This window comes from Nostoc sp. C052 (assembly GCF_013393905.1).
GTDB lineage: Bacteria > Cyanobacteriota > Cyanobacteriia > Cyanobacteriales > Nostocaceae > Nostoc.
In genome coordinates, this window is record NZ_CP040272.1 from 2,369,024 (window position 1) to 2,393,548 (window position 24,525).

A 24,525-nucleotide genomic window follows, 5' to 3' on the forward strand; every position below is an offset into this window, starting at 1 on the left:
CTAATGACTATTTGTGATGGTGTGTGGTCGTGAAGAGGAATATAAGTAAAATGCGTTTATCCCCCGTATTGCTGGCAGCAGTGGCAATTGCAGCCCCTTTGGGTGGTTCATTGAGTGCAAATGCCGAAACCGCCAACAGTTCAAAACAGACAACAGAAGTTTTGACACTAGAAACAAATCAGCAGCCAGAAAAGGACACTGGTCAGGTTAACTCTAGTAAAAATCTAGAATCTCTATCTAAATCCACAGCGGTTATGGAAGGGGAGCGTCCCCAATCCCGCGTTATTGCAATTTACCCTGCCAATCCAGCAGCGATACCTGGGTTGGGCTACGCCTACGCGACTCCAGGGGTAAAAGTGTCAGCCTCTACAACACCAAAAACGGCACAAACTTCTCAACTCAATTCCAGCCCTACTCAACAGCCGTCTCCCGCTCCCGAAATTCAACAACCAGCGTCTTCCCCAACACCTGAGACTACTCCAGTCCCAGAAAATGTCAATCCACCGACAACGGAACCTTTATTACCCACAACTCCAAAACCATCAAGTACTCCAGACATTCCATTTCCAGATAATCAACAAAGAACACCTGCCCCACGCCCAGGCACTACTCCCAATCCGCAGAATGTTAACCCACCGACTACAACTCCGGGAAATACTCAACCCAACACAACCCCAGAAGCCAATGACCCCCGCGTACTGGTGTCGGAAGTAGTAGTTAAATCACAGGCTGGGCAACTATCACCAGAACTAGAAAGCCAAGTTTACAAAGTAATTCGTACCCAACCAGGGCAAACCACAACCCGTAGCCAACTGCAAGAAGATATTAACGCCATTTTTGGTACTGGCTTCTTCTCCAACGTCCAAGCAACGCCAGAAGATACCCCCTTGGGAGTGCGAGTCAGCTTTGTGGTGCAGCCTAACCCTGTTCTTAGCAAAGTAGAAGTGCAAGCCAATCCTGGCACTGGTGTCGCTTCTGTACTACCAGCTAATACTGTAGATGAGGTATTTCGCGAGCAGTATGGCAAAATCCTCAACTTGCGTGACTTGCAAGAAGGCATCAAGCAGTTAAACAAGCGGTATCAAGACCAAGGCTACGTACTAGCCAACGTGATTGGAGCGCCACAAGTCTCTGAAAACGGAGTTGTTACCTTGCAAGTAGCAGAAGGGGTAGTAGAAAATATTAGAGTCCGGTTCCGCAATAAAGATGGTCAAGAGACAGACGAGAAAGGACAACCGATTCGGGGACGAACACAAGATTACATCATTACACGAGAAGTAGAACTGAAGCCAGGACAAGTATTCAATCGCAACACAGTACAAAAAGACCTACAGCGTGTGTATGGGCTGGGACTGTTTGAAGATGTGAATGTGTCCCTTGACCCTGGTACTGACCCCAGCAAGGTAGATGTAGTAGTAAATGTAGCTGAACGCAGCAGCGGTTCGATCGCAGCTGGGGCAGGGATTAGTTCTGCCAGCGGACTTTTTGGAACAGTAAGCTATCAACAGCAAAACCTGAACGGTCGAAACCAAAAACTGGGCGCAGAAGTACAGGTGGGAGAACGAGAACTGCTGTTTGACCTGCGGTATACCGATCCCTGGATTGCAGGAGATCCTTACCGGACTTCCTACACAACCAATATTTTCCGCCGTAGTTCTATTTCGTTGATTTTTGATGGCAAAGATGAAGATGTTAGGACGTTTGACCCAGCTAATCCCACTAATACAGATTCTCAGGATCGCCCCCGCATTCTCCGTATAGGCGGCGGTGTTACCTTTACCCGTCCCCTGTCCTCCAATCCTTACAAAACTTCCGTCTGGACTGCCTCAGCAGGTATACAGTATCAGCGAGTTTCCGCCCGTGATGCCGATGGCAATCTCAAAAAAACAGGAGCGGTATTCAATAATGATGGAGTTCCTCTTGATGAGAATGGAAACCCTACCAGCAACGGTCAACCAATCGAAATTCCACTTACCTTGTCTCCAGGAGGTCAAGACGATTTACTACTGCTGCAAGTCGGGGCACAGCGCGATCTCCGTAATAACCCCCTACAACCCACTAGCGGTTCTTATCTCCGCTTTGGGATTGATCAGTCGGTTCCCGTCGGACTAGGCAACATTTTCCTTACCAGATTTCGGGGTAGCTACAGCCAATATTTACCCATCAAGCTGCTTAGTTTCAGCAAAGGGGCACAAACCTTAGCATTTAACCTGCAAGCAGGAACCATCCTTGGTGACTTGCCTCCCTACGAAGCTTTTACCCTTGGGGGTAGCAACTCTGTTCGTGGTTATGAAGAAGGAGCATTAGGTAGTGGACGCTCTTATGTGCAAGCATCAGTTGAGTATCGGTTTCCAGTTTTTTCAGTAGTCAGCGGCGCACTATTTTTTGATCTCGGCAGTGACTTGGGAACTAGTACTAGAGCAGCTGAAGTGTTAAACAAAAATGGTAGTGGTTTCGGGTATGGTCTTGGCGTTCGCGTCCAGTCTCCACTGGGGCCAATTCGTATTGACTACGGTATCAACGATGTGGGTGACAGTCGGATTAATTTCGGTATTGGCGAAAGATTCTAATTTGTCATTGGTCATTGGTCATTGGTCATTAGTGAATCACAAAGGACAAAGGACAATTAACTTTTTTGGATTAGCTTGCTAATTTTTACATTTACCTCAATACTGTTCCGATAAAGGGATTAATGACATTTTTCGGGGAATATCAGGGACTTTACCAAAACAGATGATGAAAAATACTAAAGGAAATATATTGACTTTTCGGCTATGCAGCAGCACACTATAGCAGCCCAAATCACCCAAATAGGGGTGGGACTGCATAGCGGTGTGAATACCCAAGTGCGGATACTACCTGCTGAGGCGGGAAGTGGACGCTATTTTGTGCGGGTAGATTTACCGGATTTGCCAATCATTCCAGCCCAAGTTGCAGCAGTTAGTCACACCGTTCTCTCAACTCAGTTGGGTAAGGGTGAGGTATCTGTTCGCACAGTAGAGCATTTGTTAGCAGCGCTTTCGGGTATGGGCGTGGATAATGCCCGGATTGAAATTGATGGCCCAGAAGTCCCACTTTTAGATGGTTCAGCAAGTGTGTGGACAGCCAACATTGCCCAAGTTGGCTTAGTATCACAAACCGTTAATAACCAAGTTCCCTTGGCTATTACAGAACCCTTATGGATCTATGAAGGAGATGCTTTTGTATCTGCCCTCCCAGCACCAGAAACCCGGTTTAGTTACGGAATTGATTTTGAGCTACCAGCCATTGGTAATCAATGGCATAGTTGGTCACTAACAACTGAACAAGGAACAACTTCTGCTAGCTTTGCTGCTGAAATTGCTCCTGCGCGTACTTTTGGGTTACTGCATCAAATTGAACACTTGCAAAAAACAGGGTTAATTAAAGGTGGCAGTTTGGATAATGCACTCGTTTGTGGGCCTGAAGGCTGGCTAAATCCACCATTGAGATTTGCAAATGAGCCAGTCCGTCATAAAATCTTGGATTTAGTAGGAGATTTAAGTTTACTAGGAACTTTTCCTCGCGCTCATTTCTTGGCGTATAAAGCCAGTCATAATTTACACATTCAACTGGCTCAAAGAATTTTAGACTTGGGATTTGGGATTTTAGATTCAAACTAAAGCCTAAAATCTAGGATTAATAAGACTTTGGATATACGGCTAGCCTACTCAACTTTCAGATGAAAAATCAACTACACGGCCAATGTCAATCCTCACTGAAGTGAATACGATCGATACGACTACATCTACCGAACCACAGGCTATAAATGAGACTAAAATCAGTTCTGAGATTAAAACAACTTTCACATCTGAAGAAATTCAGAAATTACTACCCCACCGCTACCCATTTTTACTTGTAGACAAAATAATTGACTACGTTCCAGGTAAAAAAGCCGTTGGTGTTAAAAATGTTACTATCAACGAACCCTATTTTCAAGGACATTTCCCTGGGCGTCCACTGATGCCAGGGGTGTTAATTGTCGAAGCAATGGCACAAGTTGGGGGCATTGTCCTAACTCAAATGTCTTCGGTAGAAGGCGGACTGTTTGTCTTCGCTGGTATCGATAAAGTCCGCTTTCGTCGCCAGGTCATACCGGGAGATCAACTAGTAATGACGGTGGAACTGTTATGGGTAAAACAACGTCGTTTCGGTAAGATGCAAGGTCGTGCCGAAGTTGACGGTCAACTTGCTTGTGAAGGGGAATTAATGTTTTCTCTAGTTAACTAAAAGTTTGCTTTCGTGGTAAGGGCATAGCCGTGAAATGCCCCTACTGCATTCTGAAAAAGGATAACAGTCAAAAAATTCACAGTAGCATCTGATAATTTCTTGATTTTTGCCGCCCTCTCTAAGAGACGCACTCACAAACACACTTAACTTGCTTTGCCTGGCACTTTCGTTCACTGAAAATACTTCACGCTCAACAATGTCAGTTGCCTCGATGGGACGGCAGTTGGTATAACTCTCTTTAGCAGAGTCATACGTTGCCTAGAAACCCGCCCCGGCGCTGGCTTATCAAGACAGTTCTGGAGATTCACCCTTGAAAACGCTAATTCATCCAACTGCTGTAATTCATCCGAAATCGGAACTCCACCATACAGTGCAAGTCGGTGCCTATGCTGTGATTGGAGCGCATGTCAAAGTGGGCCCTGAAACAATAATCGGCGCTCATGCAGTGCTAGAGGGGCCTTGTGAAATTGGGGCGCAAAATCAAATTTTTACAGGTGCAGCCATCGGTATGGAACCCCAGGATCTCAAGTTTGTGGGAGAACCAACCTGGGTCAAAATTGGTGATAACAATTTGATTCGTGAGTACGTTACTATTAACCGCGCTACTGGTGCTGGTGAAGCAACGGTAATTGGTGATGGCAATCTACTGATGGCTTATGTCCATGTAGCTCATAACTGCGTGATTGAAGACCAAGTAGTGATTGCTAACTCTGTGGCGTTGGCTGGTCATGTTCATATAGAGTCCCGTGCTAGGCTGAGTGGGGTTTTAGGTGTCCACCAATTTGTGCGTATTGGTAGACACGCAATGGTGGGAGGTATGGCACGTATTGATCGGGACGTGGCCCCATATATGCTGGTGGAAGGAAATCCGGCGCGGGTACGAACCCTTAATCTTGTCGGACTCAAACGGTCTGGTATGGATTCAGCAGATTTACTGACGCTGAAAAAAGCCTTTCGCATTCTCTACCGTTCTGATTTGTCTTTTAAGGATGCCTTGGAAAAGTTGGAATTGTTAGGCAATAGCGAAGAGTTGCAGCATCTACGCCGTTTTCTGCTACTTTCTCAGATGCCAGGAAGACGTGGCTTAATTCCCGGTAAAGGGAAAAAAGGCGTGAGTGATGAATCGTGAATTAAAAGTTAGGAGTTAGGAGTTATGAGTTATGAGTTGATAAATTAATTTTTTTAACTCTTCACTCCTCATTCCTAACTCCTAACTGCTAACTCTTCACTTTTAATTCTTAACTCCTAACTTTAATTATAAAATGCGGATATTTATCAGCACTGGCGAAGTATCTGGCGATTTACAAGGGTCGCTGCTAATTTCAGCGCTGAAGCGTCAAGCTGGGGCGATTGGGTTGGAATTAGAGATTGTGGCACTGGGAGGCGAAAAAATGGTAGAGGCTGGAGCAGTTTTGCTAGGTAATACTAGCAGTATTGGCTCAATGGGTATTCTAGAAGGGCTACCTTATGTTTTACCGACCCTCCAGGTGCAACGTCAAGCGATCGCTTCCTTAAAGCAAAATCCACCTGATTTAGTGGTACTAATCGACTACATGAGTCCGAATCTGGGAATTGGGACTTACATGAAACGGCAGTTACCACATGTGCCTGTAGTCTATTACATTGCTCCCCAAGAGTGGGCTTGGTCGCTCAATGTGCGTAACACTAACCGAATTGTTGGTTTTACAGATAAGCTGTTGGCAATTTTTCCACAAGAAGCCCGTTACTTTCGTGAGAAAGGGGCAGAAGTTAGTTGGGTAGGGCATCCTTTGCTTGACCGGATGCAGGACGCTCCCAGTCGGGAAGCAGCCCGTGCAACCCTGGGGATTGCGCCAGAAGAGATTGCAATCGCACTCCTCCCCGCTTCTCGCCGCCAAGAACTAAAATATCTTTTACCAATTATTTTTGAAGCTGCCCAAACTATTCAAGCTAAATTACCTGAAGTTCGTTTCTGGATTCCCCTGTCACTGGAAGTCTATAGACAGCCAATTGAAGAGGCTATTAAGCGTTACGGTTTACGGGCTACAGTTCTATTAGCTCAACAAAAGGAAGTTTTTGCTGCGGCTGATTTAGCCGTTAGCAAATCTGGTACTGTCAACCTGGAACTTGCTTTGTTAAACGTGCCGCAAGTGGTAGTTTATCGCCTCAGTCCCCTAACTGCTTGGATAGCTCGTAAAATCCTCCAAGGTTCTATAAGCTTTGCATCGCCACCTAATTTAGTAGTTATGAAGCCGATTGTGCCAGAATTTTTACAAGAGGAAGCTACGGCAGAAAATATTATCCAAGCAGCAATGGAATTACTACTCAATCCCAGTCGCAGAGAACAAACTTTGCTAGATTATGAAGAAATGCGGCGGTGTTTAGGGGAAGTTGGGGTATGCGATCGCGCTGCTCTAGAAATTTTGCAAATGTTGCCAGGGAGTGGGGATCGGGGACTAGGGACTGGGGACTGAGGACTAGAGACTAGGAAAATTTTCTATATTTAATACGTCATACCCAATCCCCAATCCCCAATCCCCTTAGAGGTGTCATGGCTTATGAGATGAAAAAACAAAGAGCGATCGCAGTTGATTTGTTCGCTGGCGCGGGTGGTATGACTCTTGGCTTTGAGCAAGCTGGTTTTGATGTGCTAGCATCTGTGGAAATTGACCCGATCCACTGTGCAACACATGAGTTTAACTTCCCTTATTGCTCAGTGTTATGTAAAAGTGTTGTGGATACAACCGGGGAAGAAATTAGGAGTCGGTCTGAGATTGGCGATCGCGAGATTGATGTGGTAATTTGTGGCTCACCATGTCAAGGATTTTCCCTAATTGGTAAACGAGCTATCGATGACCCCCGAAATTCTTTGGTGTTTCACTTTCATCGGCTGGTTTTTGAGCTAAAACCGAAATTCTTTGTGATGGAAAATGTTCGAGGGATCACAGTTGGCGAACATAAACAAATCCTCCAAACCTTAATTAGCGAGTTTAGAATTCACGGCTATCAAGTAGAAGAAAATTACCAAATTCTCAACGCTGCAAATTACGGAGTACCACAATCTCGTGAGAGATTATTTCTGATAGGTGCGAGGGAAGATGTAGAGTTACCAAGATACCCTCAGCCGATTACTAAACAAGCGCTAATAAATAATTCAAATTCTAAAAGAATATCTGACATTCCATCGAGTCCTACAGTCTGGGATGCAATTAGAGATTTACCTGAAATAGAAAAATATCCTGAATTATTAACAAGAGATTGGGTTGTAGCAGAATACGAAAAGCCTAGTAAATATGGTCTTGTACTTCGTGGTCTTAAGTGCCTAGATGATGATTATTCTTACAAACGGGAATATGACTTGCGAATACTTTCATCAAGTTTAAGAACAAAACATTCTGCGGAAACTATTAAACGTTTTCAGGATACTCAACAAGGCGAGAGAGAAAAAATTAGTCGTTTTCATAAGCTACATCCTGCTAGTGTCTGCAATACTTTAAGGGCCGGAACAGACAGGTATAGGGGTTCTTTCACATCTCCAAGACCGATTCATCCATCTACGCCGAGGTGTATCACCGTCAGGGAAGCAGCAAGATTGCATTCTTACCCAGATTGGTTTAGATTTCATATAACTAAATGGCACGGATTTCGGCAAGTTGGTAACTCTGTACCACCGCTACTAGCAAAGGCTGTGGCATCAGAAATTATTCGCAGTTTGAATATTTCGCCTTTTAAGCCGAGTTCGCGATACAAGTTGGGAGAGGAAAAACTATTACAATTTAATATGTCGCAAGCGGCACAATATTATCAGTGTGACTGTTAAGTTAAGCAAATGTACTGTAGCAGACACCAGACGCAAACTAAAATGTATAGTTTAAATAATAAATTATACACACTCATTCTTTTCAAAACGTTGTTTTTATATGCTAAAAGTGTGTTTAACAGATATTTCTTGTATGCAGCACTTTCCTAATATTTTAATTTGGAGTTAATTAACACTCTCGTTATGTCAAATGAAGATTGGTACAACATCAAGAATGCTTACGAGTATGTATTAGAAAAAACATCAAGACATACTTATTTAGTTTATATGCCTTGGTTAATTAACCAAATTATTGAATCCAAGTTTATTTCATTTTTTGCAACGATGTCGCATATAAACCTCATTGTACACCCAACTATTGACTTAAATTCTAAGCATCATCGTATTGCAATTTATCCAAAAGCTAGTTGGTTTACACTCCACTATAGTTACTATGATTTAAAAGAATATAGATATGATGAGTATAAGGTTGTACTTGAAGATGTAGAAAATATTCTCTGGCAGCTAATGGAACGTCTTGATAAATGGAAAGTGAAAAATCTGCTTAATGATTAGCTATATAGTTAACAAAAAGGTTTGGCATTAGCCACCCACTATTACTATCAAGACTACTTTAAATGTTTGAAGTATTGCATCTGTGTTCAGGCACTAAAAAACCCCTATACATATCGTTCCTGATGAATAAACTTATCCACTTCTTCTGGTGTGGCAAAACTGCCTTTAGCATACGCACTGCTTTATCTAGTTTAGCTTTGAGGTGCGTAGGCGTAGCCCGTCGTAGACATCGCTTTACTTATTACCGACAGAATTTTTCTCAGCATAGTTCAGATTTCTCTGATATTCTTTGATTTTTTGTTGAGCAACTACATAATTTTGGCTAGAAGATGGCACAGTTTTCATAAGTGCGATCGCAGCTTCCCACTGACTCACAACTATTTTCCATTCATCTGGAGATTTTGCTGATTGAGTAAGGTTAGCTGCATTAATTGCTTGATTAACAGCCTCTCGAAATTTATCACTTTCAAGTAACACAGTCGGCGATTGTGAAGTCACTGGTGAGGGTATAACTAATACAGATTTTGATGGTATTTGTGTTGGAATTTTAGAGGTTATGGGAAGTTTTTCTACAAGTTTTGAAGAAAAGTATATTATGATAGGAATTGAAAAGATCAGAAAAATTAGCAACCAATTTTTATTTAAATTACGATACTTCCACCGAGTCTCGATAACTGTAATTTTTTCATCATTCGATAAAATATTTGATTTCATTTTGTTTAAACCCCTTTCCCCGCGCAACCTAATTATCGTCTATCTTAGAATTCCCCATTTATAGACAAAAGCAACTATTTTATAATTTTCCCAGCCCTATATTTAAAATTTACTTAAATTTCTTAGATGTCTTGTAAAATTCCCTATTTGAGACTCTTTCTCTCCGTCTATGTGCGAGGCAAATTAAATCCTAACGTTCTTTTGTAATTATAGAACTACCATTACTAATACTTACTTTTTGAATAAAAACGTTAGTAGGAGATGATAAAATATCAGTGCTGATTTGATTAGCAATAAATTCAAAATCTTGATTTGTTAATCCCTGTGCGGTATCGCCACTTAAGTTAATACAAATAGTTAAATTTTGAGGATTAGTAGAAGACTCTACCGCTTCTATTTCAACTTCTTCTATGCCCAAATCAAACTCTTTACTCCAATCTGGAAAATCCTTACCCGTTTGTTGTCCATAAACTTTGACTATTTCAACAGACGCAGCCCCTAAAGCTGTTAACCCTTTGCGGATAAATGCAACTAAAATTTGCTGATTTAGTACTTGAGTAGACTCTAGTATTACCTCTAAGGACGCATCCTTAAAGGCAACTTTTGCATTGATCCTTTTAGGGTGTAGGTGGCGGTTCATCAGAGATGCGATCGCATCTGCATCTCCCTGCTTTGCAAGTTTGAGAATATTTGGCTGTGTCATAACCACTAAAAGAAAAATCTCGGAAAATAAACCTATATTCTCAGGATTCCCTCTTGACAGCCTTAAGTAACATTAAGATGCAAAATCTCAGCTAATCTGAGCTAAAATATTTAGTATAAAGATAGTCTTTACACAGATTTTTACAAAAATTATATTTTCCCTATATCAACATCAAAAACTAGTGTTTTTGTGCTTGCCAAATTAACAGAATTAATATTAATCAGTTTACTTTCAATTTTCAATATGAAGTTTTATCGAGATCATGCTTGGCCATCGACGCTAGAAGAAGCCATAGTTATCCAAGAAGCGCTGCGAGATCGAGTAATTACTGAGGATCAACTGCAAGAACCTATCCAGTATGTTGCTGGAGTCGATATGGGTTTTGAAGCTGATGGAACCATTAGCCGTGCAGCTGTCGCAGTATTGAGTTTTCCTGATTTGCAAGTCATTGAGACAAGCCTAGCACACCGTCCTACCACCTTTCCTTATGTTCCTGGATTCCTCTCATTTCGGGAAATTCCAGCCGTTCTCGATGCTCTAGAAAAGATTAAAACAACACCTGATATCATCCTGTGTGATGGTCAGGGAATTGCTCATCCCCGCAGATTAGGTATAGCTAGCCATTTAGGTTTACTTATAGATATACCAACAATTGGTGTCGCTAAGTCCAGGTTGTTAGGGAAACATGAAGAATTGGCAGAAACCAAAGGCAGTACGCAACCACTGATATATGAGGGTGAAACCGTTGGGGCTGTTTTGCGATCGCGCACAGCAGTAAAACCTCTATACATCTCCAGTGGCCATCGAATTAGCTTACCGACAGCCATTGACTATGTATTACGCTGCACGCCAAAATATCGGCTACCAGAAACTACACGCATTGCTGATAAATTAGCGTCGGACAGATAAAGCTTGTTGAAGTTTTTTCTAAATGCTTGCTTCCACCTACTCAATCGTGTTAGGAATCGCACAGGAAGATGTTGAAGTAGCTAAATACGATTTACAAAGTTAGAACAATGAACGCACTAACTTTACAGTGGCACGATGCAGGTCAAGATAAAACTCAGAACATTTACGAGCAACAGCCAAGTCAAAATCCTGGCACTGTCCGCATCGGTCGCGACCCCCTCCGGTGCGATATTGTTCTGAGTCACCCTACTGTCTCTGGACTGCACGTTGAAATCTTTTTTCATCACCAGCAACAGCGCTTTTATATTAGGAATTTGCGATCGCAAAATCCCCCTGTTGTCGATGGAAGGCAATTAGTCCAAGGTGAAATGCCTTTAACTGAGGGCACTAGTATTACTTTGGGACAAATAAAACTCAATGTTACTAACGTTTCCACGGGTAGTATTCCAGCAACAATTTTGCTGCCACCCCATCCACCAGTAAACATCGGACATCACCACCATCCACTAACACCCCCTGCACCACCGCCAGGAGTTTATGGCTTAGAATGCCCCAAATGTCATAAAGTTTCCCCAGGAGAGAATCTACAAATTGGCTGTCATTGGTGTGGGACATCTTTAGCTGCGGCTGTGAGTGTTTTGGTAGCAAGGAATTAGGGAGTGGGGGCAGGGGGCAGGGGAGAATAACTAATGACAAATGAACAAATCCAATTAAGTTGGGAAGAACCAGCGACAGGTGAACGGCGAGAACCAAGGTTAAATATACCGATCGCTTTTGGTCGAGAATTCGCTCGTTTACCTGCTGAACTTAAGGGAGTGCGCGTTTCTCGGATGCTGCTTAACAGTAACGAAGTTTCTCGCTACCATGCCCTAATTGAGTGGGAACAAGACCATCTAGTGGTGATTGATCAAGGCAGTGTTAACGGTGTCTATGTCAATGGTCAACCACAAACGCGGAGTGTCTTGGCTAATGGCGATACGTTGCAAATTGGCCCCTATTTAATAACGGTGACATTTGTTGCTAACGCCTCTGCACCAGATACTAGCCCCCCTTCAACGATTCGCTTTAATGCAAATACCAATCTTCCAGACCCCAGCTTGCCTGTAGTCCAGCCGTTAACGCCTTTGACAAGTAATTTCCCGCCATTGGCATTTCAAGCACAAAAGGTTGCTGTGCAAGCACTTCATGCTACGGGATTGCCAGTAGATGAATCTGATTATTTAGCGATCGGGGCGGGATTGGGTAGCTTTTTATGGGCTGATTTGCTGCGAATTAGTGGTGTACGTGCTGACAAAATTGTAGCTTTGGGATTAGAGGCAGAACCTTATGCCCGTTACAAGCGCCTCTGTTTGAATTCGCAAATTCCCTTATATGAAAGACTGCGTTCTAATTCTGACTCTTGTCCTGATAATATTTGGGGTTGGCCTAGTTATGCCTTGCGTGAGGCTTGGGGAGACTTAACTAAGGGACAGATAAATTCAGCATTCAAGTATTTATGGCAAGTCTTTGCCGAACCAACATTTGCTGAAACTTATACTCCCCGTGCTGGTAACGTCTTTGATTCCATAGATAGGGAGACAAAGCGTATTGGCTGGAATCAAATTTATCGCTATGGGCGAGTTAGAGGAATTCGGAAAACTGATGATGGCAGATATTGCGTAGCCTATTCTCGCGGCCCAGGAGATTATGCTTTTTTAGTTAGTCGTTATTTACATTTAGCTACTGGGTATCCAGCAATTCAGTTTCTCCCAGATTTGCAAGCTTATAGGGAAAAATATCAAGACTTTAAATCTGTGGTCAATGCTTATGAAGCCCACGATCATGTTTATGAACAACTAGAGCAACATGGTGGTACGGTATTGATTCGGGGGCGGGGAATTGTGGCTTCGCGGATTGTGCAGCGGATTTATGAAGCCAGAAAACGAAATCGGAATATTGCAGTTTTGCATTTAATGCGATCGCCTAAACCCCAAGGTAACAAATTTCAAAGAGCCACGCGCCTAGTCAAAAATCATTACGAATTTCAACCCTTTAACTGGCCGAAAGCCTGTTGGGGCGGCGAACTCCGGGCAATGTTAGAAAAAGCTAGTCCCGATGAACGCAAACGTTTACTAGCAGACTGGGGTGGAACAACCACCGCCGACCGCCAAGACTGGCAGCAAATTACCGCCCAAGGGTTAAGCGAAGGTTGGTATCAAATTACCTTCGGTGAGGTGCTGGATGTAGAACGAGATGCCCAAAACCGGACTATTACCCGTATCAGAGAGCAAAGCTTTGGGGAAATGAAATTGCTCGCTGACTTTATTGTTGACGCTACTGGACTGGATGCCAAGGTAGATACCAATCCCCTACTAGCAGATTTGGTGAAACATTACAATCTCCCAGTGAATCATCTGGGGCGATTGACTGTAGCGAACAATTTTGAATTGATAGAAATGCGTAGTGATAGAGGTCAAATGTATGCTGCGGGAGCTATTACTTTAGGTGGCCCTTATGCAGCAGTTGATAGTTTTTTGGGCTTGCAATACGCCGCATTAGTCGCCGTTGATGGACTCGCCGCCGCCCGTGCTACTGGAGTGCAAAAGTTGAATGTTGTAAGTTCCTTTAGTCAGTGGTTGAAGTGGGTGTTAAATCAGTCACCTTAGTATTAGGGGGCATGGGGCATGGGGAATAGAGTATTTATCCGGCTGTTTTGAGTACCAAATCCCAACATTGAGGATAAAAGGTGCAACATTGAGGATAAAAGGTGCAACTTCGAGGATAAAAGACGCAACTTCGAGGATAAAAGGCTCAACTTCGAGGATAAAAGACGCAACTTCGAGGATAAAAGGTGCAACGTCGAAGATAAAAGGCGCAACGTTGAGGTTCTGAGGTTTAATTGGCGATGTCTACGACGGGCTACACCTACGCAGAATTCTTACTCTCTGATATTATGAATAAAATCGGCGGTTAGAAACTTCATCCCGGCTGTATTTTTTATAATTTTTTCTGTTATTTGCTCACTATTAACTATTTAGAGACTATAGACTGAGAACCATAAGTAAAATATCGTGTATTTTGGCAGACTTATGGAGCCAGTATCACTGACAGCAGCTGCGATCGCAACTTTAGTCATCACCAAAGCCTTTGAAAAAACTGGTGAAATCATCGGCGAAAAGGCTTGGAACGAAGGCGAAAAGTTGTTAGTTCTGCTGAAACGCAAGGAACCTAGCACGGCGAAGGTTATTGAACAGTCTAAAACACAACCTTTAGATTATGGTCAAGCTTATCTCATTGGGCAGCAAGTAGAGGAAGCGGCAAAAAAAGACCCTGAAATTGCTCAAGCTGTGGAAGCTGTAGCTAATGAGGCACAACCTCAACTGACGAACACTATTATTGAAAATTGGCAGGGAATAAATATCAAAGGTGGAACTAATACCATTTCTGGTAACACCTTAAATTTCTGACTAAAGTTGCCCGAAAGGGAATCGATAGTCTCTACTGAAATACCGCAAAATTTGCCCCTGACTGGGGTACTGGAGTTTGTCGGGCGTGAAGAGGAATTACAAAATCTTCACCAACTTTTGCAGGATAATAAACAAGTTGCGATCGTAGGTATGGGTGGAGTAGGCAAAACTGAACTCGCTACCCAATACGCCAAACAGCATTTGCAGAATTATCAAGGTGGGGTTTGCTGGTTATCTGCACAGGGAATTGATGTCGAAATTCAGATTTTCAGATTTTTTGAATTAAAATTCAACAGAATTGTACCGGACGATTGGGAATTAGCAGATAGACTGAAATTCTGCTGGCAAAATTGGCAACAAGGTGAAGTACTGCTGGTGTTTGATAATGTCACTGACTACAAAACACAGGTACAGCGTAATCTACCCTCAGAATCACCCCGATTTAAAGTATTGCTGACAACGCGTGAGAAATTTGACAGAACTTTGCCGCAATTACCTTTGGGTGTTCTCAAACCATTGGCGGCGATGAAATTATTAAAATCGCTGGTTGATAGAGAACGACTCAAAAGCGAACCTTGGGCTGCGAGAAGAATTTGTAAATCCTTGGGATATTTGCCTTTGGCGTTAGAGTTAGTGGGGCGATATCTGGATACAATGCCAGATTTGTCTCTGGAGACACTGCTGAAGCGGCTAGAGAAAAAGCGACTCGAACACGAAGCAGTCGCCAAAGCTAACCCATTGATGCGTTATGAATACGGTGTTGCCGAAGCTTTTGCATTGAGTTGGGAACAGTTGGATGAAAATGCACAAAAATTAGGCTGTTTGCTGAGTTTGTATGCCTTAGCTGACATTCCGTTATCTTTTGAGGCGATAGAAGATGAGGAAGAACAAGAACTCAACGAGAAAGCTATAGCTGAGTTGCGAAAACTGCATTTAGTACAATGGCAAAGTAAAGGAATATATCGTTTACATCCACTGATTCGGCAATTTTTCCAAATGAAGTTGGATGAGTCAAGTGAGGCGGATAAGGTGAAAACAAATTTTACAGCGCAGATGGTAGAGGTGGCAAAGCAAATTTCTCAACAGCTTAACCGTGAAGAGATTCTCAACGTCACTCCCTTTATCTCCCACATTGCAGAAATTGCAACCCATTTATCCCAATATCTCAGCGACGAGGATTTAATTGCGCCTTTCACAGGCTTAGGCTGGTTTTATCAAGGCCAAGGGCTTTATCAGCAGGCAGAACCTTGGTTGCAGCAGTGTAAAAAAGTCACTGAAAATCGTTTTGGTTTAGAACATCCCCATGTCGCCGCTAGCCTAAACAATCTTGCTGGACTCTATGAATATATAGGACACTACAGCGAAGCCGAGCCTCTGTATCTGCAAGCTTTGGAACTGAACAAATGCTTAATGGGAGAAAATCATCCTGATGTCGCCACTGCCCTGAACAATTTAGCAGCACTTTATCAGTCTACAGGACGCTACAGCGAAGCCGAACCCCTTTTTGAACAAGCTTTGGAACTAAGAAAACACCTACTGGGAGACAACCATCCCCATGTCGCCACTAGCCTGAACAATCTCGCAGAACTATACCGTTCTACAGGACGCTACAGCAAAGCTGAACCCCTCCATCACCAAGCTTTGGAACTGAGAAAACGCCTGCTGGGAGAAAATCATCCTGATGTCGCCAATAGCTTGAACAATTTAGCAAGACTCTACATAGATACAGGACACTACAGCAAAGCCAAACTCTTGTTTGAACAAGCTTTAGAACTGACAAAACGCCTGCTGGGAGAAAATCATCCCGATGTCGCCAATAGCTTGAATAATCTGGCAGGACTCTATAATACTACAGGACGCTACAGCGAAGCCGAACCCCTTCTTGAACAAGCTTTGGAACTAAGAAAACACCTACTGGGAGACAACCATCCCGATGTCGCCACTAGCCTGAACAATCTCGCAGAACTATACCGTTCTACAGGACGCTACAGCGAAGCTGAACCCCTGTATCACCAAGCTTTGGAACTGAGAAGATACTTACTGGGAGACAACCATCCCGATGTCGCCGCTAGCCTGAATAATCTCGCAACACTCTATCAGTCTACAGGACGCTACAGTGAAGCCGAACAAATACATCTGCAAGCTTTGGAACTTTGGAAAAGCTTGCTGGGAGACAACCATCCTGATGTTGCCACTAGCTTGAACAATCTCGCAGGACTCTACTGTTCTACAAGACGCTTTAGTGAAGGCAAACCCTTATTTGAGCAAGCTTTGGCAATTTGTGAACGTACTTTAGGTGTAGATCATCCCAATACAATGACGGTTCGGGGAAATTATGCAAGATTTTTAACCCACATTCCGCACCCGGAACTGTCACAAAAGAAATAGCAAAGAATTGTGGGGTTAGTTTTTGATTTAAAACCAAAATTGGAGAGATGGAAATTTAAAAATCAAACCAGAGTTTGCGAAAATAAAGAATCGGTATAAAAAATCCTGCACTAAAACGTAGAGTTACTAAACATAGAGTGAGTAACTCTTGCAAAAATTAGTAAAAGTAAAGCTTAATTAAAATAATAATCAAACTAATAAATAGTAGCGACGACAAGTACTAGGAAAAAATTGTAATATCCATAATCTTTCATCAGAGAGGTTTGATATTTGTGAAACACTATTAACAATTAATAAATGAATACCTTGGAAACATTGAAATATCCACCTGAGAGTGGGGCGGTCTGTTGGTTTACCTAATTGATTTTTTATTTCCTGGTTTTGAGCTAATAAAATTCCACGTAACTGTCGTTGTCCTAAAGTATAAACCAACAAACATAACCCCATAATCATTGATAAAGCTTCAATGCGCTCCGGTGACTTAATAAATATGCTATCTGTTAAGAATAAAGGGTCTTTTAAGAAAGCAAAGCCTCTTTCACATGATTGTTGAGCTTTATATTCCTTAATCATGTCAGTGTGGCTTAATTGGGATTCATCAATAATATTAGTTGCTAAAATAAATTTTCCCGAAGCGCGATTTTCAAGTTCAATTGCTGCTTTATCTTGCTCTAATTGCGCGGATATCTGATAGTAATATTTCCAGTCATTCTGATTGTTGTTTTTGTTTTTACCTTGAGGTTTTAACTGTTTCTTAGATATTTTAATTTCAGCCAAACAATGATATTTTAATTGCTCTGATAGATGTAATGCAGCTTTCTTGGCATCTCGATGACAAGCAAATTCTTCATTACATAATTTTGTGAGCTTTTGATGAGCATTTATTTGGGCTTGCTGAACACGGCGCATCAGCTGTTTAGAATCTGCTTTTTTCCGTTCTTGGCTTTCAACTATCAGCCATCTTTGCTCGATCCCGGCATAGTTACTAGACTTGACTATATATGAATAACCTGTTATTTCACTTTGGATTAAATCTTTGGAGTCTATTCCTAATAGTATTTGCTTGGCTAACCCCACTGTCAATGGAACTCTGCATAACCATTTGAGGCTTTTCATCAAATTCAGGTTTTCGGCACTATATAATGCGCTGTCTGCTACCATTAACGCATCTATATCAATATTTTCTCGAAAATTCACGAGAGTTTTCGCAAAGGTTTTCGTATCTGATTGATTTCCTGACGCTGCTTTTAAAAAGATGGGAATATCCCCATCACTGCTACAAATTAACTCTAGAATAAATTGTTTTAAGTCTGGTCTATGATCTCTTGAATAACCATAAGTTATATTTATTGGTTGTGGTGCTAACTCTAGGAGCTTATCTTCATTTTCTGTGGGAGCATTTCTTTCAAAGGCTACTTCGGGTAAACCAGTTTTATATTCTCCGTGCAGATGCAATGAAGAAGAATCTAAGTGTAGCGATGATAAATCTACTCCATATTTTTTTACTGCTGCTAACGCTATTAAAGTGAAGATTCCACTTAATCCTTTTAAATATAATTGGTCTAATACTCTTCCTAGTCTGTCGTCATTTAAATGTTCTGGTAATACTCCTTCTCCTATCAAGTGTTCACAGGCATAGCTATCCATATATTTAGGAAACATATATAATGTTCCAGATACAAACCCTAACCCGTTTAGTATCATTGCTTTGACCGCCTGACCCGCACTCACTTTAGACTGCGGGTGCTGTCCAAGTATTTTATTTATTTGGTCTACCAACCCTATTTCATCAATAATTCCTGCTACTATCCCCAGGTGATTTAAATTTTTTACTTCAATGCTCAAAGGCGAATTCATTTTCACACTATATCCCATCAACTATTTTTAGCTTTTCATGATGGAAGCTTATAGAGTGCTAATTTTATTTATTTTTTGACTTTTACCCTGATTCTGGCTATTAACTTTACTTCTGGGTTTTTCTTGTCTCAATTTCTACCAGTAGTTTTAATTTACTTACTGCTTTCTCTGTGTGCCAGTTTTAGGTGCGGAATGTGGGTTTTAAAAGAAGCATATCGTTAACGATCGCACCCTTTCAAAAAATCACACCAAATTGATGCCAGACAACAGTTGTAGTTCAAATTTTAGCAGCGATCGCCATCAATTCTAACTTAAAACAGCGATCGCTCCTTGTTCTCTCTTCCTTTGCGTCCTTTGCGGTTCGATTCTCATGCTCATTAGCAAAGGGCGATCGCTCATTCATCTCTAAATTAAACTGAAACATAGGGCGATCGCTTACTTCTAAAAAATTCCGACTGTGCCGCTATTATTGACGATAGAGCAGCATGGGGTTGCGGTCAAGCATTAAGTATTACTACTATCAGAACCGGAGGCTTCGTCATTAATTGTAACCTCAAAGGGCGATCGCTCCTTCTTACCTCTTCCTCCGTGTCCTCTGCGCCTCTGCGGTTCGATTCTCACGCTTATATATTGTCATTAGCGTTAGAGTTAGTGAGAGGATATCTGGATAAAATGCCAGATGTATCTCTGGAAACATTGCTGACGCGGCTAGAGAAGAAACGAGTGGAACAAGAACCAGTAGTCAATGCTAATTCATTGATGCCTTCTGAATATGGTGTAGCTGAAGCTTTTGAAGTGAGTTGGGAAAAATTAGATGAAAATGCCCAAAGCTTTGGCTGTTTGCTAAGTTTGTGTGCCTTAGCTGACATTCCCTTATCTATTGAGACTATAGAAGATGACAAAAAACAAGAACTCAACAAGAAAGCCATAGCCGATTTACTGGAATTACATTTGCTACAACAGAAAAGTCAAGGAATTTATCGTCTCAATCCAGAGATTCGGCAACTTTTCCAAATGAAGTTGGATAAGTCAAGTGAGGCGGATGAAGCAAAAACTAAATTTGCCGCCATGATGCTAGAGGTAGCAAAGTTAATTCCGCAACAGCCTAACCCTGAAGATATTCTCAACCTAACTCCACATATCCCGCACATTACAGAAGTTGCAACCCACCTATCCCAGTATGTCGGCGATGAAAATCTCATTACTCTGTTTACCAAATTAGCCTGGTTTTATCAAAGTCAAGGACTTTATCGGCAAGCAGAACCTTGGTTGCAACAGTGTGTAGAACTGACTCAAAATCGTCTTGGGTTAGAACATATTGATGTCGCCACTAGCCTCAGCAATTTAGCAGGAGTCTACGAATCTACGGGACGCTACAACGAAGCCGAACCCTTGCTTGAACAAGCTTTAGAACTGAGAAAACGCTTGCTAGGAGAAGAACATATTGATTTCGCCACTAGCCTCAGCTATTTAGCATTAATCTACGAATCTACAGGACGCTATACTAAAGCCGAACTTTTGTATCAGCAAGCTTTAGAACTGTGGAAACGCCTCGTGGGAGAAGAACATCCCCATGTTGCCACGAGTCTGAACAATTTAGCAGCATTGTACTGTTATACAAGACGCTACAGCGAAGCCGAACCCTTGTTTGAGCAAGCTTTAAAATTGAGAAAACGTCTGCTGGGAGAAGAACATATTGATGTTGCCACTAGCTTAAATAATTTAGCACAACTCTACGAATCTACTGGACGCCACACCAAAGCCGAACCCTTGTATCAGAAAGCTTTAGAACTGAGTAAGCGCCTGCTGGGAGACAATCATCCTGATGTTGCCATTAGCATGAATAATCTCGCCGCACTCTACCGTTATGCAAGACGCTATAGGAAAGCCAAACCCTTATTTGAGAAAGCTTTGAAAATTTGTGAACGAACTTTAGGTGTAAGTCATCCTACAACTATGACAGTTCGGGAAAATTATACAAGCTGTTTAAGAGAAGCAGCATATCACTAGCGATCGCCTAAAAGTAATTCAAAATAAAAAAAGTAGTTACAAAGCTCCAGCATGAAGATAAAAGTCCTATTAGAACCCAGTGATGAAGGCAGATACACCGTCTATGTTCCCTCACTTCCAGGTTGTATCAGTGAAGGAGAAACTATTGAAGAAGCATTAGAAAATATCCAAGAAGCAATAGAACTTTTTCTTGAGCCAAGCTTTTTAGAGTTATTGTAAACGCGATCGCTCTCTACATCCTCAATAGTTTAAAATATATATTCCCCTCTTCTTGACTGATGAAGAGGGGTGAGAATTTACTTACATCCTAAAGACTTGCGAGTATCCACGCCAGTTTTAGAATTCACACCACTTGCCTTAACACAAAGCTTTTTCACTTGAACCCCATCTAAAATTGCATTTGTAAAATCAGTACCCGTGATATCCACACCATCAAAAGTAGAACGCAGCATCATGGCATCAGTCAACACAGCATCACTTAAATCAGCATTCTTAAATCTTGTTAGATAGGCTATACCTTCACTAAAATCAGCACCATGCAGATTTACTCCCTCCAATACGCTACCGTTAAACACGCCACCACGTAAGTCAGCATTGCTAAAATTAGCATTCTCTAATTTGAGATTGGTAAACTCAGTACCAATTAAACTTTGACCAGAGTAATCCTTGCCCTTAAGTTCATCATTCCCCACAGAACGGGTAATACTGGAAGAACTTGCAGCTTGTGCCGATAGAGGAAACAAAAAAAGAACCATAGCTAAGACAAAGCTAGCTAACAGTTGCCAATATTTCATAATGTCTTCTTAATAAATCTCAACACTTTCACCTTAACTATTAAACCTCACAGAAGGGTACAAAGGAGACAAGCAGGGTGGTTTCATACAACGAGAGAAAAATAATAATGATTTATAGAGGGTGGAGAAAAATGGATAACTAACAAGTATGAATCTCGTCGAACAATTGCAGCAAGTCCCAGACTATAGACACATCCGAGGACGAAGGCATGAATTATGGTTGGTATTATTGCTCATATTGCTCGGAGCAATGACTGGGTATTGGGGCTACCGGCCACTGGAAGATTTTACCAAAGTACACAGACGGAGCTTAATTGAGCTGTTAAACCTAGATGAAACAATGAAGTTTCCATCCTATTCAACGTTCCGACGAGTACTCAAAACAGTAGATTTTCAGCCATTCACCGACTTATTTAATAATTGGGCGTTAGTTTTTGTTCCACCGATGCCAGGAGAAAGATTGGCAATTGACGGAAAAGGCATTCGTTGCACAGTCACAGATTACAGTCAGTCCTACCAAAACTTTATCAGTACAGTATCGGTTTATAGTCATGAACGAGGTATTGTACTCAGGATGCAACCAATGTCCAACAAAAAAATTAGTGAAGTAGCGATCGTAAAACAATTAATCTTCGAGTTTTGTGGTCAACAAGTCGTTTTTACACTTGATGCTCTACACTGCCAAAAAAAACTGTATCACTGATTGTCAATAGTGGCAATGACTACCTGATTGGATTAAAAGAAAATCAACCGACACTCTACAAAATGGCTCAAACCGAGTTACAACAAGATGTTCCACTTAGCAGTGCCACAACTGTAGAGAATGTTCATTCTCGGCTAGTTCAACGTCAGTGCAAGGTTTTTGCTGCCCCCGAACAAATTCAAAAAAAATGGTCTGGACTCAAAACTTTTATTGTTGTCGAGCGTCAGGGTGAGCGCAATGGTCGGCCATTTTACGAGCGTCAATTCTATATCTGTAGTCAATATCTCGAAGCTCAACAGTTACTTGCCGACATTCAAGGGCATTGGGGAATCGAAAATCGACTTCATTGGGTAAGAGATGTGACATTCAAAGAAGACTTTCCACTACGGCGTGGTGGCAATGCCCCTGTGAATTGGTCTATCTTACACAACTTTTTTATTACGATCGCACGCAAACTCGGTTTCCGAACTATTCCTCAAGCACAACGCGCACTCTCCAACCAACTCGATAGAGTTTTTTCTTTCTTTGTATGAAACCACCCTGAGGGTACAAAGGAGACAAGGGGGACAAGGGGGACAGGAGAATAACCCATACCCAATGCCCAATGCCCAAAACTGGAAAGCATCTCGTAGGATGATAGATGTTGAGGTGCGATCGCAAAATAATTACCTGTGGCTAATCAAGAAGACAACGCCCAATCTTTGGCGCGAACCCCTTTATATCAATTGGGTGTAGAACTCAAAGCCCGCTTTACCAGCTTTGGCGGTTGGGAAATGCCCGTGCAATTTAGTGGAATTAGTCGCGAACACGAGGCTGTCAGAAATACAGCCGGAATGTTCGATATTTCCCACATGGGCAAATTTACCCTCCAAGGTAAAAATCTAATTTCCCAACTCCAGTCACTAGTGCCTTCCGACTTGAGTCGTTTGCAAGCTGGTCAAGCACAATACACCGTATTGTTAAATCCCCAAGCCGGAATTATTGACGATATCATTGTTTATTATCAAGGTGAAGACACCACTGGGATACAGAAAGCATTCATCATAGTAAATGCGGCAACCTCCAGTAAAGATAAAGCATGGCTATTGCAACACCTTGACCTAGATAAGTTGCAATTTCAAGACCTTTCACCAGATAAAGTCTTAATCGCCGTCCAAGGGCCAAAAGCGATTAAATATCTCCAGCCATTAGTCCAAGAAGACTTACAACCAATCAAAGCCTTTGGACATTTAGAAGCAACCCTACTAGGTAAACCTGCTTTCTTAGCCCGCACAGGTTACACCGGAGAAGATGGCTTTGAGGTGATGATAGACCCAGATGTGGGGATAGCATTGTGGCAAAGTCTCCATAAAGCTGGTGTTATCCCTTGTGGACTCGGTGCGAGAGATACTCTGCGCCTAGAAGCGGCGATGGCACTTTACGGACAAGATATCGATGACATCACCACACCCTTAGAAGCAGGTTTAGGGTGGCTAGTTCACTTAGATACCAAAGGCGATTTTATTGGTCGGGAAGTTTTAGCACAACAAAAAGCTACTGGAGTGCAGCGCCGATTGGTCGGTTTACAAACTCAAGGACGTAACATTGCCCGTCATGGCTATCAAGTGTTATCCGCAGGTAAAGTTGTGGGAGAAGTGACCAGTGGCACTTTGTCACCTACACTTGGTTATCCCGTTGCCTTAGCTTACGTTCCTACCAAGCTAGCAGGTATCGGTCAACAGCTAGAAGTTGAGATTCGTGGCAAAGCTTATCCAGCAGTTGTGGTGAAACGTCCCTTCTATCGGTCAAAAAATCGTGTTGCCAACTAACAAGCGCCAAGGTTTTTGAGGAATAATGTGTTGTGAGTTATTCAATCTACACTAAGGTTCATTACCAGATATGGTTTTGGATGACTATCGAGGCAATAATTTTTTAATAAGGGAGAGGAAGTGATATGTCTTTTGAATATCCTGAAGATTTCAAATACCTAGATTCTCATGAATACGTGCGACTAGATGGTGAAATTGCCACCATTGGCATTACTGAGTTTGCCGTACATGAATTGGGTGATATCGTGTTTTTGGAACTGCCAGATATCGGCGAAGCTATTAGCAAGGGAGACAAAATTGGCACAATTGAATCAGTGAAAGCCGTTGAAGAATTGAATTCACCAGTGACCGGCACAGTCATAGAACGTAATGATGCTTTGATTGACGATCCCGAACAAGTGTCAGATGACCCCTACGGCGAAGGATGGTTCTTAAAAGTGCGCGTCGATGATCCTGGTGAAGTTGACGACGATTTGACAGCAGCTCAGTATCGCGCACTGGTAGAAGGGGAGTAGGGAATGGGGAGTGGGGAAATGGGGAGGCAGGGGGAGAGAAAAAAATAAGTGTATTTAGGACTATAACGGTTGTAAA

At 42.2% G+C, this 24,525-nt stretch carries 21 protein-coding genes and 1 pseudogene; 17 read left to right on the forward strand and 5 right to left on the reverse strand.

Features of this window, described 5'->3' with window-relative positions; translation table 11 throughout:
* Nucleotides 1-50: 50 nt before the first annotated feature.
* From FD723_RS09345 to FD723_RS09375, 7 genes are all read left to right on the forward strand, one after another.
* Nucleotides 51-2,570, forward strand: a complete 2,520-nt coding sequence (locus FD723_RS09345) for a BamA/TamA family outer membrane protein (protein WP_179065086.1) — start codon at nt 51-53, stop codon at nt 2,568-2,570.
* 204 nt (nt 2,571-2,774) lie between these two features.
* A complete protein-coding gene (lpxC, locus tag FD723_RS09350; protein ID WP_179065087.1) occupies nt 2,775-3,641 on the forward strand; it encodes a UDP-3-O-acyl-N-acetylglucosamine deacetylase in 867 nt (288 codons plus the stop codon).
* Between the two features lie 82 nt (nt 3,642-3,723).
* Nucleotides 3,724-4,248 (forward strand): 3-hydroxyacyl-ACP dehydratase FabZ, encoded by a 525-nt coding sequence (gene fabZ / locus FD723_RS09355; RefSeq protein WP_179065088.1) that lies wholly within the window; start codon nt 3,724-3,726, stop codon nt 4,246-4,248.
* A gap of 310 nt (nt 4,249-4,558) precedes the next feature.
* Nucleotides 4,559-5,377: an acyl-ACP--UDP-N-acetylglucosamine O-acyltransferase gene (gene lpxA, locus FD723_RS09360; RefSeq protein ID WP_179065089.1), complete on the forward strand. Its 819-nt coding sequence runs from the start codon at nt 4,559-4,561 to the stop codon at nt 5,375-5,377.
* Nucleotides 5,378-5,510: 133 nt separating this feature from the next.
* Nucleotides 5,511-6,701: a lipid-A-disaccharide synthase gene (lpxB, locus tag FD723_RS09365; RefSeq protein WP_179065090.1), complete on the forward strand. Its 1,191-nt coding sequence runs from the start codon at nt 5,511-5,513 to the stop codon at nt 6,699-6,701.
* A gap of 77 nt (nt 6,702-6,778) precedes the next feature.
* Nucleotides 6,779-8,047 (forward strand): DNA cytosine methyltransferase, encoded by a 1,269-nt coding sequence (locus tag FD723_RS09370; RefSeq protein WP_179065091.1) that lies wholly within the window; start codon nt 6,779-6,781, stop codon nt 8,045-8,047.
* Nucleotides 8,048-8,230: 183 nt separating this feature from the next.
* Nucleotides 8,231-8,602, forward strand: coding sequence for a hypothetical protein (locus FD723_RS09375; RefSeq protein ID WP_179065092.1), 372 nt, complete (start codon nt 8,231-8,233; stop codon nt 8,600-8,602).
* 234 nt (nt 8,603-8,836) lie between these two features.
* On the opposite strand, the gene FD723_RS09380 is transcribed toward FD723_RS09375, so the two are convergent.
* A complete protein-coding gene (locus tag FD723_RS09380) occupies nt 8,837-9,100 on the reverse strand; it encodes a hypothetical protein (protein WP_179065093.1) in 264 nt (87 codons plus the stop codon).
* A 406-nt stretch (nt 9,101-9,506) separates the two neighbouring features.
* The gene (locus tag FD723_RS09385; protein ID WP_179065094.1) at nt 9,507-10,019 is read right to left on the reverse strand and encodes a hypothetical protein; all 513 of its coding nucleotides are present in this window, start codon (nt 10,017-10,019) and stop codon (nt 9,507-9,509) included.
* A 243-nt stretch (nt 10,020-10,262) separates the two neighbouring features.
* Here FD723_RS09385 and nfi point away from each other — a divergent pair, with 243 nt between their 5' ends.
* The 5 genes from nfi to FD723_RS09410 all read left to right on the forward strand — a co-directional run bounded on the left by nfi (nt 10,263) and on the right by FD723_RS09410 (nt 16,762).
* Nucleotides 10,263-10,928, forward strand: coding sequence for a deoxyribonuclease V (gene nfi, locus FD723_RS09390; RefSeq protein WP_179065095.1), 666 nt, complete (start codon nt 10,263-10,265; stop codon nt 10,926-10,928).
* A 107-nt stretch (nt 10,929-11,035) separates the two neighbouring features.
* Complete coding sequence (locus FD723_RS09395) at nt 11,036-11,584, forward strand: FHA domain-containing protein (protein ID WP_179065096.1); 549 nt, start codon at nt 11,036-11,038, stop codon at nt 11,582-11,584.
* Between the two features lie 33 nt (nt 11,585-11,617).
* The gene (locus tag FD723_RS09400; RefSeq protein ID WP_179065097.1) at nt 11,618-13,573 is read left to right on the forward strand and encodes an FHA domain-containing protein; all 1,956 of its coding nucleotides are present in this window, start codon (nt 11,618-11,620) and stop codon (nt 13,571-13,573) included.
* Nucleotides 13,574-13,996: 423 nt separating this feature from the next.
* Nucleotides 13,997-14,374, forward strand: coding sequence for a hypothetical protein (locus FD723_RS42600; protein ID WP_179065098.1), 378 nt, complete (start codon nt 13,997-13,999; stop codon nt 14,372-14,374).
* 51 nt (nt 14,375-14,425) lie between these two features.
* Nucleotides 14,426-16,762, forward strand: coding sequence for a tetratricopeptide repeat protein (locus tag FD723_RS09410; RefSeq protein WP_256875124.1), 2,337 nt, complete (start codon nt 14,426-14,428; stop codon nt 16,760-16,762).
* Between the two features lie 189 nt (nt 16,763-16,951).
* Here FD723_RS09410 and FD723_RS09415 read toward each other — a convergent pair whose 3' ends face one another.
* Nucleotides 16,952-18,619, reverse strand: a complete 1,668-nt coding sequence (locus FD723_RS09415; RefSeq protein WP_179063859.1) for an IS1634 family transposase — start codon at nt 18,617-18,619, stop codon at nt 16,952-16,954.
* Between the two features lie 277 nt (nt 18,620-18,896).
* Entirely contained in the window at nt 18,897-19,043 is a 147-nt protein-coding gene (locus tag FD723_RS09420; protein WP_179065099.1) for a hypothetical protein, read from the reverse strand.
* A 248-nt stretch (nt 19,044-19,291) separates the two neighbouring features.
* Between FD723_RS09420 and FD723_RS09425 the strand changes: the two genes are divergently transcribed.
* Both FD723_RS09425 and FD723_RS09430 read left to right on the forward strand, forming a co-directional pair.
* Complete coding sequence (locus FD723_RS09425) at nt 19,292-20,629, forward strand: tetratricopeptide repeat protein (protein ID WP_179065100.1); 1,338 nt, start codon at nt 19,292-19,294, stop codon at nt 20,627-20,629.
* A 51-nt stretch (nt 20,630-20,680) separates the two neighbouring features.
* Complete coding sequence (locus FD723_RS09430) at nt 20,681-20,848, forward strand: type II toxin-antitoxin system HicB family antitoxin (RefSeq protein ID WP_179065101.1); 168 nt, start codon at nt 20,681-20,683, stop codon at nt 20,846-20,848.
* Between the two features lie 77 nt (nt 20,849-20,925).
* On the opposite strand, the gene FD723_RS09435 is transcribed toward FD723_RS09430, so the two are convergent.
* Nucleotides 20,926-21,423 (reverse strand): pentapeptide repeat-containing protein, encoded by a 498-nt coding sequence (locus tag FD723_RS09435; RefSeq protein ID WP_179065102.1) that lies wholly within the window; start codon nt 21,421-21,423, stop codon nt 20,926-20,928.
* Between the two features lie 148 nt (nt 21,424-21,571).
* Here FD723_RS09435 and FD723_RS42605 point away from each other — a divergent pair.
* The 3 genes and pseudogenes from FD723_RS42605 (at nt 21,572) to gcvH (ending at nt 24,449) form a co-directional block, all read left to right on the forward strand.
* Nucleotides 21,572-22,659: pseudogene (locus FD723_RS42605) on the forward strand (ISAs1 family transposase).
* 138 nt (nt 22,660-22,797) lie between these two features.
* A complete protein-coding gene (gcvT, locus tag FD723_RS09450; RefSeq protein ID WP_179065103.1) occupies nt 22,798-23,934 on the forward strand; it encodes a glycine cleavage system aminomethyltransferase GcvT in 1,137 nt (378 codons plus the stop codon).
* 125 nt (nt 23,935-24,059) lie between these two features.
* Entirely contained in the window at nt 24,060-24,449 is a 390-nt protein-coding gene (gcvH, locus tag FD723_RS09455; RefSeq protein WP_179065104.1) for a glycine cleavage system protein GcvH, read from the forward strand.
* Nucleotides 24,450-24,525 lie beyond the last annotated feature (76 nt).